Origin of the sequence: Mesorhizobium sp. AA22 (assembly GCF_001672375.2) — a bacterium.
GTDB lineage: Bacteria > Pseudomonadota > Alphaproteobacteria > Rhizobiales > Rhizobiaceae > Mesorhizobium > Mesorhizobium wenxiniae.
Genome location: NZ_CP048406.1, coordinates 855,300 through 868,396 on the forward strand (window position 1 = coordinate 855,300; position 13,097 = coordinate 868,396).

Here is a 13,097-nt window from a genome sequence, read left to right on the forward strand (position 1 = left end):
CGTGCTTCGATATCTTGTCTGGCGCATCGCCGTAATGGTTCCAACGCTGCTGGTCATATCGGCACTGGTGTTCACGATCATCGAACTTCCACCAGGCGACTATTTCGACAGCCATGTTGCCGAGCTTCGGGCTCTGGGCGAAGCGGTGGATTCCGATCGCATCGAGATGATGCGCAAGGACTATGGTTTCGACCAGCCACCGGTCATTCGCTACTTCTACTGGGTCGGCGGGATGCTACGCGGCGATTTCGGCTATTCCTTCGAATATGAGATGCCGGTTCGCGACGTCGTCGGGGACCGAATGTGGCTGACCGTGCTGGTTTCCTTCGTCACGATCATCTTCACCTGGCTCATCGCCTTTCCGATTGGCATGTACTCCGCCACGCATCAATACAGCTGGGGCGACTACGGCCTGACTTTCTTTGGCCTTCTCGGCATTGCCATTCCGAACTTTATGCTGGCGCTGATCCTGATGTATTTCGCCAACATCTGGTTCGGCACATCCATCGGCCATCTCATGGACCAGCAATATCTCGGCGAGCCGATGAGCTGGGCCAAGGCAAAGTCGATCCTCGCCCATCTCTGGATTCCGGTCTTGATCATCGGCACCGGGGGCACGGCAAGCATGATCAGGCGGCTGCGCGCCAATCTTCTCGACGAGCTACACAAGCAATATGTCGTGACCGCGCGCGCCAAAGGACTTCATCCGTTCAAGGCGCTGGTCAAATATCCGCTGCGCATGGCCCTCAATTTCTTCATTTCCGACATCGGCTCTATCCTGCCGGCCATCATTTCCGGCGCCGAAATCACGGCGATCGTGCTGTCTTTGGAAACGACCGGGCCGATGCTGATCAAGGCGCTGCAAAGCCAGGACATGTATCTGGCAGGGTCGTTCCTGATGTTTCTCGCCTTCCTGACCGTCATCGGTGTCCTGATTTCCGACCTGGCGCTGGCGCTGCTTGATCCACGAATTCGTTTGCAGGGCGGCAGCACCAAATGAACACGCTTTCGCCGCTGCCCGCTCCAGGTGCTCCACTGCAACACTACGTTTCCATCGCGCCCATTGACCTGCAGTCGGTCGAGGCGATGACGCCGGAGCAGTCGAAGGTCTTTCAGGCGTCGCAGTTGCGGCTGATGTGGTGGAAATTCCGAAAGCACCGGCTTGCCGTTATATCCGGCATGTTCCTGGCAGCGCTTTATTTCGGGATACTGATCTGCGAGTTCCTGGCGCCCTACGATCTGCACACACGCAACATGGACTACATCTATTCGCCGCCGCAGCGGGTGCACCTGTTCCACAACGGCCAGTTCGTTGGGCCGTTCGTCTATGGCCGCCAGATGAAGCTGGATATGGACACGCTGAAGCGGAACTACATCGAGAAACAGGATGATGTTCAGCGGATCCGTTTCTTCTGCAAGGGCGACAGTTACCGGTTCTGGGGCCTGATCGAAGGTGACAGGCATTTTGTCTGCCCTGCCGAAAACGGCCAGCTCTTTCTGGCCGGCACTGACAGGCTGGGGCGCGATGTGCTCTCGCGCATCATCTATGGCGCACGCATTTCACTGACAATCGGCCTCGTCGGCATCAGTTTCAGCTTCCTGCTCGGCATTGTGATCGGCGGACTGGCCGGCTATCACGGCGGTATCTTCGACCTGATCGTTCAAAGGATAATCGAAGTTCTGCAATCGATCCCCAGCATTCCGCTATGGCTGGCTCTGGCGGCGATCATGCCGGTAACCTGGAGTCCGATCCTGATCTATTTCGGCATCACCGTCATTCTCGGGCTGCTCGACTGGACCGGACTGGCGCGGGCCGTGCGTTCAAAGCTTCTAGCCTTGCGCGAGGAGGATTACGTTCTGGCCGCGCAATTGATGGGCGCCAAAAGCAGCCGCATTATCGGGCGGCATCTCATTCCCGGCTTCATGTCGCATCTGATCGCGACGGCGACGATCTCCATACCCGGCATGATCCTGGGCGAGACGGCGCTGAGCTTCCTCGGGCTCGGCCTGAGGGCGCCGATAACCAGCTGGGGCATCCTGCTCACCGAGGCGCGCAGCGTCAGCGTCATCGCGTTCTATCCATGGCTGCTTTTGCCGATGCTCCCCGTCATTCTCGTCATCTTGGCGTTCAACTTCCTCGGCGACGGGCTGCGGGACGCCGCAGACCCCTACAAGTGAGATCGCTATTCCGCCGCGCGCCGGGCCGCCGACTCCACCCGGTATGATCCTTGTCGGCAGCCTGTTCGGTTATTGCAGTGTTCATCGTTCGCTCCTATAGCTGGCGAGACGCGATCGGGGTTTAACATGTCGCCCTCGGGTTTTACCCGTGAACCGTTCTGGTCGCGGGCATTGCCGATCTCTTGAGCTGGTTCAGGACACACAAACGCATATGACTCGCCTCGATAATTTCATCAGCAGGATGACCGCACAGCGCGACATTCTCAATCAAGTTTGCCCCGAGGTGGCGAAGATGGAAGGGCTGGTGCTCGAGCTCGGCCTCGGCAATGGCCGGACGTTCCACCATCTGCGCGAGCGCCTGCCCGGACGCCGGATCGTGGTGTTCGACCGCGAACTTGGCGCACACGCCAGCTCAATTCCCGAAGCTGAAAACCTCGTGCTCGGCGAAATACGCGAGACGGCGAAAAGGTTCATTGGCATCGACGCGGCTCTTGTTCATGCCGACATCGGCACCGGCTATGACGATCGCGATGCAGTGACCTCTACCTGGCTTCCCGATCTGATTGCGCGCCTGCTTCGCGTCGGTGGCATCGCGGTCAGCGGCACGCCGCTCGATCACCCGCTGTTGCAACCCCTCCCGCCGCCGCCTTCGGTGCCCCCCGATCGGTATTTTGTCTCCAGGCGCGTCTGAGGGGCCGAGACGACCCAAATCTTCAGGGGCCAAGTCTTCAAGGGCCGAGTCTTCAGGGGATCGTATAGACTGCTATCTCCCGCTCAATGCCGCGCAGCGAGACCTCGTGGGGTACGGGCGTCAGCGCGTTCCTGTGCAACAGATCGGCGGTGAGATTGTCGCCGACCACCGCACGAGTGGCGAAGATCGCCTGTGCGTTCGCAAGGTTCTGGACCCGCGAAGCAATGTTGACCGTCTGGCCGAAATAGTCCTGTCGCTCGTTCATAGACACCGCGATGCAGGGGCCGGCATGGACTCCGATCTTGAGCAGCAGATCCTCGCGCCCGCTTTTGTCGTTGAGCTCACGCATGGCATCGCGCATCCTGAGGGCGGCAGCAATCGCACGATCAGGCGTCGCAAAGGTCGCCATCACCGCGTCACCGATCGTCTTCACCACCGCGCCCGCCTCCGCCGCGACGATCTCGTGCAGAACCTGGAAATGCTCGCGCACGAGATCGAAGGCTGAAAGGTCGCCCACCCGCTCGTAGAGCTCGGTCGATCCGCGCAGGTCGGTGAACAGGAAGGTCAGGCTGGTGATCTTCAGGCGCTGGTCGATGTCGAGTGTATCCGTGCGATAGAGGTCGCGGAACGTCTGGTTGGTGAGCAGGCGCTTGGCCGTCAGGAACGGCCGGCGTTTGCCCAGGAAATCATGCAATACCTGGCCGGCGATGAAGACCGTCGGCAGCACGCGGGTGTCGGTCCTGTTTTCCAGCGAAATGCGCAACGGGCCGGGTTGCATCTCCAGCGTCTGGTTCTGGACATGGTCGCGGTCGAAGACCAAAGAGAGGCTTCGGCGCTCTTTTGTTGGTTCGCCCTTCCCGTCGATGAACTGCGCTGAATGGGTGACCGGCTCGAAGACGATGATGAATTCCGACGGAAGCTGTATGGGCAGAACCGCCTTTTCACCGGGGGCAAGCTCGATATCCTCCAGCGAGAACGCTTCCATCTTGTTCGCGAAATCCTCTTCCGGCAGATCGACGCCGGACGCCCAGTAGATCTGGCGGAAATATTCCACAACCGGCAGTTCGTGCGGATTGTGTGCGGCAATCCTGCGCACGCGGGGACTGACCGTGAATGTCACCTCGACCATCTCGTCAAGGGTCGGCGAATAGCCCTCGGAGCACAGCGCGCAGGTGTATTCGTCCTTCTGCAGGGTTTTCAGCGTGGCGTTGGTGTCGAGCACGCCGCCACAGCCGGGGCACAGAACATTCCAGGAAATGTCGAAGATGCCCACCCGCGCTGCATGGAGAAAGGCGCTTATGGCGCGTTCCTCGTCGAGGCCATGCTTGCTGGCGAAGGCTGGCGCATTGATGCGGCAAAGTTCGCGGTCCTTGCCCTCCGCGATGGTTCGCTTGATCGCGTCGATTGCCTGTGGATCGACATCGGTCGATTGCCGCAGAAGCGAGAACAGATCCTGAGATTCGTTCATCGTGCAGGCTCCGGAAAATGCGCCCTCGAGGCGTCTTGGGCGGACCAGGTCTTTGGTCCGAGTGCTCCATCTTACTTCGAAACGGACCGTACGGCCATTCGAATGGCCAAGCCTGGTGACAGTTCAATTTCCATTCGGCGGATTTTCACCGGCCGCAAGCGGCACTATGATGGTCCATGGGGCCATTCATCGTTGGGGCTTTCTCCATGCCGACATCCAACAACCCGCCATTTCCCGCGGCCCTGCGCCTTTTCTCTGGGGTGGTCATCATCGTCCTGATCGTAGGCGCCGGCCTGTTTTTCGCGCCTGTGCTGGTCAAGCCGCGCTGGCTTTGGGCCGTCACGCCGTTCAATGCCCGCTTCCTCGGCGGCTTCTACACCACCGAAATGGTCGTGATGGCGGCGCTGGTGGTCTGGAATCGCTGGTCGCCCGGCAGGCTCGTGCTCGTCATGGCCTTCATCTTCACCGTCATCGTGTCGGTGGTTTCGTTCATCTCGGCTATTTCGACTTCCGGCGCAAAGCGCCCTGGCTCTGGTTTTTGGTCTATCTTGCTTCGGTCGCGGTATCCGGGCTGTTCCTGTGGCGGGCCAGGGCCCGTCCTTCTGCAAAAGGCGTGACCTTGAATCCCGCATGGCAAGGCTACATGCCGGTGGAATCGTCGATCCTCGGGCTCTATGGCGTCGGCCTGTTGCTGTTTCCCCTGACATTCGGCAGCATCTGGCCATGGCCGATCGATGCCTTCCACGCTCAGGTCTACAGCGCCATCTTCCTCGCCGGTGCGGGCGGCATATATCTCGTCTGGAGAAGCACGCCGCGCGAGGAACTGCTGGTGCTCGGCTTGGCGCAGTTCCTGATTGGCCTGCTTGCCATCCTTGGCATCGTCATCACCGACGCTGCGGTGCACCGGATCGACTGGACGGCGACCGGGACATTGTGCTGGCTCACCCTTTTCGGCTGGATCGGCGTCAGCGGCGTCTTCAAACTCTACGCCGCCTCCCGGTATTTTAGCTCGCAATCGGCATCATAGGTTGCAGAGACGGCTGGATTTTCAGGTGACGTCCGGTGCATCGTGCCGGGTCGATTGCCATCGCCGGAAAACGCCATGACCAGCACGACCTCGCCATCCCAAGAGAAAATCCAGCCGCAGCTCCGGTCCGTCCGGCCAAGCGATGCGGAGGCGCTTTGCGCTATCTTCAACATGCCGGGCTTCCGCTGGGGCACGCTGAGGATGCCCTTCGAGATGGTGGAGCAGGTGGAGCGGCGCATCGCCAAATCCGGCCAGGAAACCACTTGGATCGTTGCCGAGTTGGACGGCAAGGTCGTCGGCCATGGCAGCCTGGTCGTGCAGAGTTCGCCGCGCCGTGCGCATATCGGCGAGATCAATATCGGACTTGACGATGCGTATGTCGGCAAGGGTATCGGCTCTGCCATACTTGGCGCGCTGCTTGACGTGGCCGACAACTGGCGCGCCCTGAAGCGGGTCGAATTGACCGTCTTTGCCGACAACGAGCCGGCCGTCCGCCTCTACACAAGCCACGGCTTCGAGGTCGAAGGCCGGCATGTGAAGGCCGGTTTTACCGATGGGCAGTACCACGACCTCCTGAGCATGGCCCGGCTGCGGTTCTGAGAGCCGCTGTTTGGCCTTTAACTGTTTAGCCAATCTAACAATTCGTGTCGAATTGGCGACAGCGCTGCTCATGGAGAACTCCGTTGAATACGGTCAATTTCGTCTCACACCATCTTGATCGAGTTGACAATCTGTGTGTGGGCTATGTGTGGGCCGGCCGCAAGTCTGGTCTCCCTTGGCGTTTGCACCGCAAGCGGCTAGACGGGACCAATGACCGCCGTCTTTGACCCAACCACTACGCCTCCGGTGGAAATTCTGGCTGTGCTGTCGCTGCTCTGCCCGGAAGTCGCACGTGACATCGAGCAGAACTGGAATGCACCGGTTTCCGATTACGCCCGCCATCTGTGGCGGCCGGTGGCAAGGCCTGCATCGAGCCCGGCGATCGCTGCCCGCTCGATCCTGCGCGAAGTCCTGCATCAGCGCCTTGGTGCGATCATGCAGCCTGAAGAGATCGGCAAGGCCCTCGACGAGTTCGAGTACAGACCGGTGATTCAGTCCGGCCTGCACTGCATGCTTCTGATGGACCGGACCACCTTCGATGCCCTCCTGCTTGCCTGGCTCGGCGCGGTCGAAAACGGGCTGTCGGCCTTCTTCGGCTTCATGGGAACGACGATGACCATGGAGACAATTGGCCGGGAGGGGCCGGGATGGCTCGATGTCGGAGACGACAAGATCAACCTGTTTGGCATGGGGCGCCACAAACTGTGCCGCAAAAGCGCCTGCGTGGCCGGTCCCGTCACGCTCAACAAGCGCGCGCTCGAAGCGGTGGGCGACGAAACGGATACCAGCCGCTGGCTGGGCACACTGCTTGCCAGCCAGGACAAGGTGTTTGGAACCGCCGCCGATGCGCTGACAGCCCTCAACGAGGATCTGGTCGCCGATTGGGATCGTTCCGGCATGGCCCTGCCGGTTTTCATCGACGATCGGCTCGCCGCGGCTGCCATGGCGCGGCATCTAGAATACGACGGCAGCCTTCTTTCCAGGCTGCTCATTGAGCCCGCAAGGCGCCAGCGTCTCGAACGTGCCTTGCAAGAGGCCGCATCGAGCCCATTTGGCACATTCCTGCCCAATGCCACGGCCTATTTCTGGGGCATCCGCGAGGAGCGTGTGCGAAAGCTCGTCCTCGAGAACGGGCACCTGATCGAGCCTGACAGGCCGCATGGTCTTTCCATCCCGTTCGAGCGACCGCATCTCAAGCAGGCGCTGCTGGACGGCGTGCTGCTGCCGAACTTGTTCCTTATGTTCCTCGTCCTTGCCATATTGCCGCGCGTGCGGGTTGTGGGCGGCCTGAGACAGATTGGCTATGTAGCGCTTTTCCACTCGATCCTGCTGGCTGTGCTGGACGAAAGCGCGCCGGAAGAGCGCGATCTGGCTGCGGAGCTGCAGGTTCGGGAAAATGCCTGGGGCATGCGGGTCATCGATGAAAAGATCTCGGTCCGCGAGCAGCTTGCCGGCCTGCCGGAAGGGGCGCTCTTCCCGGACCTGCTCCGGCAATACCGTTTGCGGACATTTGCCGAGACGACCGACGGCCTGAAACTGGTTCGCGAAAACGCCCGATGGCGCAAGATCGGCCAGGCAGAGATCAAGGCGACCTGAGCCTCACTTCAGGCCTTATTTTAGGTTGATGTTTTAGAGCGGTTCACGTTTCACGGAAACGCAGAACCGCTCTATCTCTTTGTTTGACGCAATTCCTGACGGAAAACGGTACGCACTTTCCCTGGAATTCCTCTAGTGCGCAACCGCAAGCGACGGCGATCTATCGGTGAGCCTCTGGCGTCTGATCCGGCCGCATAGGCCTCACCTTTCATTGCACGTCACCGGCCTTGCGGAGCCCATCCACCACGTGTTCGAAATCGGCAGGGTTCTTGTGGGGCAAGACTTTGCGACGGTATTCCAGCGAATAGTCTGGATTGACGCGAAGCACCTCCTGCCATGCCGCGCGGGCCTCGGCGAAACGGCCCAGATGGCCGTAGCTGGCGGCCAGAAGTGCGCGCGAGACGTCGGTGACAGCGTTGCGAGCCAGCCGTTGCATCAAGAGGTCAACGGCCTCTTCGTACCTTCCTAGTTGAAACGAGGCCAAAGCCTGGAAGTGCAGAAGCACATCCGGAAAGTATGGATTCAAAGCCTTCCCCCGGCCGAAACTCTCGAGGGCTTCCTCGGATCTGCCCGAATAGTACAGCACCTCGCCGAGGGCGACGTGCCCTTCAGCGAAGTTCGGATTGAGGACTATCGCACGCTCGGCCTCGTTGATGGCCCCATCGTGCCGTCGTGAGTACAGCTTGGCTATGCCCAGCGCCCAGTGCGCCCAGGGATCGCTGCCATCCAGCGTTACCGCTCGCGTTGCGACCTCTTCCGCTTGCGCCATCGATTCTGGCGGCGACGCACTCCACCTGTTCAGGTAATCGAGTCCGTGCGTGAGGGCGAGGAAAGCGTGGGCAGAGGCAAACATCGGGTCCAGTTCGATGGCACGTTGCAAGAGGTCGCGGGCTGCGATGTTAGTCTCCTTCGTCAGCCGGTGCCACAGCTCCCGGCCCCGCAGGAAACAGTCATATGCCTCCGTGTTGCGCGGGTGCTCGGGCGCCAGCCGCTGACGATCACCCTCAGTCAGATTGAGCGCCAGCGCATCGACGATCTGCTGCGTCACGTCGTCCTGCACGGCGAATATGTCGGTCAGGTCGCGATCGAACCGCTCCGCCCAAAGATGGCCGCCCGTGGTTGCATCGATGAGCTGCGCGGTGATGCGTACCCGGTTCCCCGACTTGCGTACGCTGCCCTCAAGTACATGCCGTACGCCGAGCTTGGTGCCCACCTCCTGCACATGGACGTTCTGGCCCTTGAAAGTGAACGACGAATTGCGTGCTATGACGAAGAGCTGCGACAGTTTGGACAGCGCCGTGATGATATCTTCAGAGATGCCGTCGGCGAAGTAGTCCTGTTCGGCGTCACCGCTCATGTTGGCGAACGGCAAGACGGCGATCGACAGCTTTGGCGGCGCTGCCGGCGGCCGGCTCGGCGCGGTTTCCGTTGTCGCGGCCGCCTGGGTCCCGGCGCTGCCGACTTGCAGGGAATAGACCCGGATCGGCTCGGCGATGTTCTTGAGCTGTGTGCTGCCGAGATCGCTGACCGAGAGGTCGAGCCTCGCCTTTACCTGGCGATAGGCATCCTCGGACAGGCAGATGGCGCCGGGCGCCGCGACGCCCTCCAAACGCGAGGCGATGTTGACGCCGTCGCCCATCAGGTCGCCGTCGCTTTCTTCGACCACATCGGCCAAATGAATACCGATCCTGAACTCGATGCGGCGGTCCTGCGGCACGCCGGCATTGCGCTCAACCATACCATTCTGGACCTCAACGGCGCAGCGCACGGCGTCTACCACACTGCGGAACTCTACCAGCGTCCCATCCCCAGTGCGTTTGATCACCCGCCCGTGGTGCACTGCGATGGTCGGATCGATCAGGTCGCTGCGCAGTGCCCGCAACCTCGCCAAAGTACGATCTTCGTCCGCGCTCGCGAGCCGGCTGTATCCGACCACATCTGCAGCCAGGATTGCGACTAGCTTACGATTCTCGCTCATGGGTCCGTGTCCTCATCTCCACAATAGCAGGAAGACGGAGGGTAAGAGGGAACTTTCGCAAACGACGGCCACGCAGCCGCCCGAATCGGCAACGCTCTGCCACCGGACCCACGCGGATCGCTCGATGCCCATTTGCGCTGCCGCTTGCCGGTCGACGGCTATCGGTGCATCCTTGTTAATAGCCTGCCGTGAAGTGCGTGGCGAGATCACGGCGTCACGGCCTCTAGTGAGGTCTTGTTCGATGGACTGCTCGGGCTGCGGTTTCGAGGTTGAGGGCGGTTACGCCTTCTGTCCGAGGTGTGGCAGGCGCCAGCCCGTGCCATGCGTCAGTTGCGGCTACCTCTGCGCACCTGATTTCGAGTTCTGTCCGAAATGTGGGGCAAGCGTCGGTGCGCCCGCAAAAGCCGTTGAACGGCCTGCTCCGACACCAAACCGGACCGTTGTGCCGCCTTCTCGAACTCCGTCGCTGCTTCCGAACATCGAAAGCGAAGATGGGCTGCATCCCGTCTCCGACGCCGATCGACGGACGGTAACCGTCCTGTTCGCAGACCTTTGCGGCTTCACGACGCTCAGCGAGCAGCTCGACCCCGAGGTCATGCAAGCGCTGCAGAACCAACTGTTCAAGGAATTGACGGCGGCCGTGCGAAACTTTGGTGGTTTCGTCGACAAATTCATCGGCGATGCACTGCTCGCTTTGTTCGGTGCGCCAGTCGCGCATGAGGACGATCCGGAACGTGCGCTTCGCGCCGCTCTCGACATGATCGCCCGGACGGCGCGGCTCGGCGAAAGCACCCCCCACTCCGGCTCGCCTCTGTTACTCCACATCGGCATAAACACTGGTCCGGTCGTTACTGGCGGATTGGGCATCGGCACCGCCAAATCCTATTCGGTGACCGGCGACACAGTGAATACGGCGCAACGCCTGCAATCGCTGGCCGCACCGGGCGAGGTGCTGGTAGGCGAGCTCACTCACAGGCTGACCCGGCATGCCTTCTCCTACGAATCGCTCGGTGATGTCGTGTTTCGCGGCAAGGCTGGCAGTGTGCTCGTCCATCGACTGGATGCACCGCTCGCGACTCCGCGTGCAGCGCGTGGGCTTGAGGCGCTCGGCCTCAGTGCGCCGATAATAGGTCGTGGTGCGGAGCTCAATAGAATGATGGCGAGCCTTGACCAGGCGTGCAGCGGCTCGGCCCAACTTGTCCGCCTCGTCGGAGAAGCCGGTATCGGGAAATCGCGGCTGGTGAAGGAGTTCGTCGCCCGCGTCAGCGACGAGGATCGTTTTCGCAACGTCGCCGTGCGGCTGGCCACGTGCTCACCGCTGGGCGAACAATCATTTGGCGCCTTGGGCGCAGTGGTGCGCAGCGCTGCCGGGATGATGCAAAACGACAGTGGGGACGAAGTGCGGGGGAAGCTCGCAGGCTTGCTTACCGATCTCGGCCTGCAGGGCGAGGAGGCGAAACGACTGATGCCTTTGCTCTACCATGTGCTCGGCCTTGGCGACCCGGATGCCACCTTGCAGCATGTCGAGCCCGAGCAGCTGCGGCGGCAGATTCTCTACGCAGTCCGCACAATCATCGAACGGCGGCTTGCGCTGTCGCCGCTGTTGATTGTCGTCGAAGACCTGCACTGGGCCGACGCCGTGTCGCTCGAGGCACTACGTTTCGTGATGGACAGGTTGGAACGCACGCGGTTGATGTTGCTGGTCACGCATCGTCCGGCGCGGGACAACGGCCAGCTCGACTCAAGTCGGGTCAGTCACACAGCGCTCAGGCTTTCGCCGCTCAACAATGATGACGGACGCAGCCTGCTGGCGGCGCTTTTCGGCGAGAGCTGGGTAGACTCCGCAGGAGGGCTTCTCGACCAGATCCTTGAGCGCGCGGGCGGCAACCCCCTTTTTGTAGAGGAGATCGTCCGCGGCCTTGTCGATCGCGGTGTACTGATGCGCGAGGGCCAGCGATGGCGGACTGTGGCAGGCGAAGTCGCAACCGGCATTCCCGCCACCGTCCAGGCAATGTTGCTTGCTCGCGTCGACCGGCTGCCCCAAGAGGTGCGCCGGCTGGCCCAGGAAGCCGCGGTAATCGGCCCGCGCTTCGATGTCACACTTCTGAAAGCCGTGACAGCCGACCCCGGCCGGCTAGAAGCCGGCTGCGAACTGCTTTGCGATGCGGAAATCATCGAGGAAGTTGCCGGATCAGGCTCGGTCTCGTCGCAAAGCTACCGCTTCACGCAAACATTGCTGCAGGACGTGATCTACCAGAATATGCTCCTGCAACGCCGGACCGACATCCACGGGCGGGTCGGTGCTGCCTTGGAGCAAGTGTGCGGCGGCAAGCCGGAACGGCTCGAGGATTTGACCGTGCTCGGTCATCATTTCGCACAGAGCGCCGAGCGGGAGAGGGGCGCGCATTACCTGCAGGCGGCGGGCGATCGCGCTCGCATGATACACGCCAACGACGACGCCCTTCGTTTCTACGAGCTAGCACTGACTGCGTTGGGCGCGATCGGGCAAACACCGCTCAAACTGGCAATTGCAGAGCGCATTGCCGATTTGAGCGGCCCGATAGGCCGCCGCGAGATCGCGCACCACCACTACGAGACGGTGTTGCAGGCATACCGCGAGTCAGCCAATCGTGTGGCATCGGCGCGAGTTTTGCGTAAGATCGGTCGGCTGCTCTGGGACGTCGGCCAGCGGGACAACGCAGAATCCCGCTATGCTGAAGCGGCAGCGCTTCTCGATGGAGCGGATGCCCCGATCGAGCAGGCGCATCTCTGGCAAGAACGTGGCCGACAGGCGTTCCGTAGCGGAGATCACGCTCTCGCGGCAAAATGGGCAGACGCGGCGCTGGATTGCGTGCGCTCTCTGACAACCGAGCATGTCCCCGAGGTAGAGTGTGATGCCACTCTTGTGACCGCCGAGGCACTTAATACCAAGGCTGTTGCGTTGGCTCGCCTCGGGCGAAACCGTGAAGCCGTGCGTCAGGTTGAGCATAGCATAGAATTGGCCGAAGCCGCCGGTCTACTGGGCGCGGCCTGCCGCGGCTACACCAATCTCGGCGTGCTTTACACGACCATCGATCCGGCACAGGCAATGGAGGTCTGTCGGCGCGGTCTTGAAGTGGCGCGCCATATTGGTGACTTGGGTTTCCAGGCGCGCCTCCTCGCCAATCTGGCGGTCGCTTGTTGTACTTTCACGGATCGCTGTCCAACGGAGGGCGTGCCTGCTGCCGAGAAGGCCATCGAGATCGACCGGGCGCTCGACCAGCGCGAGCACCTGCCGGTGCCGTTGATCGTGCTTGGGCAGATCCACCAGTGCCACGGCCGTCCGGAACTGGCGGTCGGCTTGTTCCACGAAGCACTGGACGTAGCCCGCGAAACGGGCGAGCCCCAACTGCTGTTTCCGTGCTATGATGGTCTGGCAACGCTTAATCTCGACCTCGACAATCTGGCCGAGGCCGAACGCTACTTTTCCCTGGCGCAGGGCATATGCGCCCAGCACGGGCTCGACCCGGAAGCGCTTGTGGTGCTGCCTTTTCTCGATTAGCCGGGTTGGAGGTTGGAA

At 61.4% G+C, this 13,097-nt stretch carries 10 protein-coding genes; 8 read left to right on the forward strand and 2 right to left on the reverse strand.

Going from position 1 to position 13,097, the window contains the following annotated elements; all coding sequences use genetic code 11:
• Window position 1: 1 nt before the first annotated feature.
• From A9K68_RS04050 to A9K68_RS04060, 3 genes are all read left to right on the forward strand, one after another.
• On the forward strand, window positions 2–1,000 hold the full coding sequence (locus A9K68_RS04050) for an ABC transporter permease (protein ID WP_065006533.1): 999 nt from the start codon (window positions 2–4) through the stop codon (window positions 998–1,000).
• Window positions 997–2,178, forward strand: coding sequence for an ABC transporter permease (locus tag A9K68_RS04055; protein WP_065006534.1), 1,182 nt, complete (start codon window positions 997–999; stop codon window positions 2,176–2,178). Before A9K68_RS04050 ends, A9K68_RS04055 begins: the two co-directional genes overlap by 4 nt.
• A gap of 211 nt (window positions 2,179–2,389) precedes the next feature.
• The gene (locus A9K68_RS04060) at window positions 2,390–2,869 is read left to right on the forward strand and encodes a class I SAM-dependent methyltransferase (RefSeq protein WP_065006535.1); all 480 of its coding nucleotides are present in this window, start codon (window positions 2,390–2,392) and stop codon (window positions 2,867–2,869) included.
• Between the two features lie 52 nt (window positions 2,870–2,921).
• On the opposite strand, the gene A9K68_RS04065 is transcribed toward A9K68_RS04060, so the two are convergent.
• On the reverse strand, window positions 2,922–4,337 hold the full coding sequence (locus A9K68_RS04065) for an adenylate/guanylate cyclase domain-containing protein (protein ID WP_065006536.1): 1,416 nt from the start codon (window positions 4,335–4,337) through the stop codon (window positions 2,922–2,924).
• Between the two features lie 206 nt (window positions 4,338–4,543).
• Between A9K68_RS04065 and A9K68_RS31540 the strand changes: the two genes are divergently transcribed.
• From A9K68_RS31540 to A9K68_RS04080, 4 genes are all read left to right on the forward strand, one after another.
• Window positions 4,544–4,954 carry a hypothetical protein gene (locus A9K68_RS31540; RefSeq protein ID WP_246811291.1) on the forward strand — a complete coding sequence of 137 codons (411 nt, stop codon included), beginning with the start codon at window positions 4,544–4,546 and terminating at the stop codon, window positions 4,952–4,954.
• Complete coding sequence (locus A9K68_RS31545; protein ID WP_246811292.1) at window positions 4,951–5,364, forward strand: hypothetical protein; 414 nt, start codon at window positions 4,951–4,953, stop codon at window positions 5,362–5,364. The genes A9K68_RS31540 and A9K68_RS31545 overlap by 4 nt, the downstream gene beginning before the upstream one ends.
• A gap of 75 nt (window positions 5,365–5,439) precedes the next feature.
• Complete coding sequence (locus A9K68_RS04075; RefSeq protein ID WP_065006564.1) at window positions 5,440–5,964, forward strand: GNAT family N-acetyltransferase; 525 nt, start codon at window positions 5,440–5,442, stop codon at window positions 5,962–5,964.
• A 210-nt stretch (window positions 5,965–6,174) separates the two neighbouring features.
• A complete protein-coding gene (locus A9K68_RS04080) occupies window positions 6,175–7,560 on the forward strand; it encodes a hypothetical protein (protein ID WP_065006537.1) in 1,386 nt (461 codons plus the stop codon).
• Window positions 7,561–7,768: 208 nt separating this feature from the next.
• Here A9K68_RS04080 and A9K68_RS04085 read toward each other — a convergent pair whose 3' ends face one another.
• Window positions 7,769–9,538 (reverse strand): adenylate/guanylate cyclase domain-containing protein, encoded by a 1,770-nt coding sequence (locus A9K68_RS04085; RefSeq protein WP_065006538.1) that lies wholly within the window; start codon window positions 9,536–9,538, stop codon window positions 7,769–7,771.
• A 241-nt stretch (window positions 9,539–9,779) separates the two neighbouring features.
• Between A9K68_RS04085 and A9K68_RS04090 the strand changes: the two genes are divergently transcribed.
• The gene (locus tag A9K68_RS04090; protein ID WP_065006539.1) at window positions 9,780–13,079 is read left to right on the forward strand and encodes an adenylate/guanylate cyclase domain-containing protein; all 3,300 of its coding nucleotides are present in this window, start codon (window positions 9,780–9,782) and stop codon (window positions 13,077–13,079) included.
• Window positions 13,080–13,097: the final 18 nt, after the last annotated feature.

Bases quoted from the DNA above. Each gene is read 5' to 3' on its own strand.
- A9K68_RS04055 (WP_065006534.1), top strand. From the start codon at position 997: ATGAACACGCTTTCGCCGCTGCCCGCTCCAGGTGCTCCACTGCAACAC.
- A9K68_RS04060 (WP_065006535.1), top strand. From the start codon at position 2,390: ATGACTCGCCTCGATAATTTCATCAGCAGGATGACCGCACAGCGCGAC.
- A9K68_RS04065 (WP_065006536.1), bottom strand. From the start codon at position 4,337: ATGAACGAATCTCAGGATCTGTTCTCGCTTCTGCGGCAATCGACCGAT.
- A9K68_RS31540 (WP_246811291.1), top strand. From the start codon at position 4,544: ATGCCGACATCCAACAACCCGCCATTTCCCGCGGCCCTGCGCCTTTTC.
- A9K68_RS04075 (WP_065006564.1), top strand. From the start codon at position 5,440: ATGACCAGCACGACCTCGCCATCCCAAGAGAAAATCCAGCCGCAGCTC.
- A9K68_RS04080 (WP_065006537.1), top strand. From the start codon at position 6,175: ATGACCGCCGTCTTTGACCCAACCACTACGCCTCCGGTGGAAATTCTG.
- A9K68_RS04085 (WP_065006538.1), bottom strand. From the start codon at position 9,538: ATGAGCGAGAATCGTAAGCTAGTCGCAATCCTGGCTGCAGATGTGGTC.
- A9K68_RS04090 (WP_065006539.1), top strand. From the start codon at position 9,780: ATGGACTGCTCGGGCTGCGGTTTCGAGGTTGAGGGCGGTTACGCCTTC.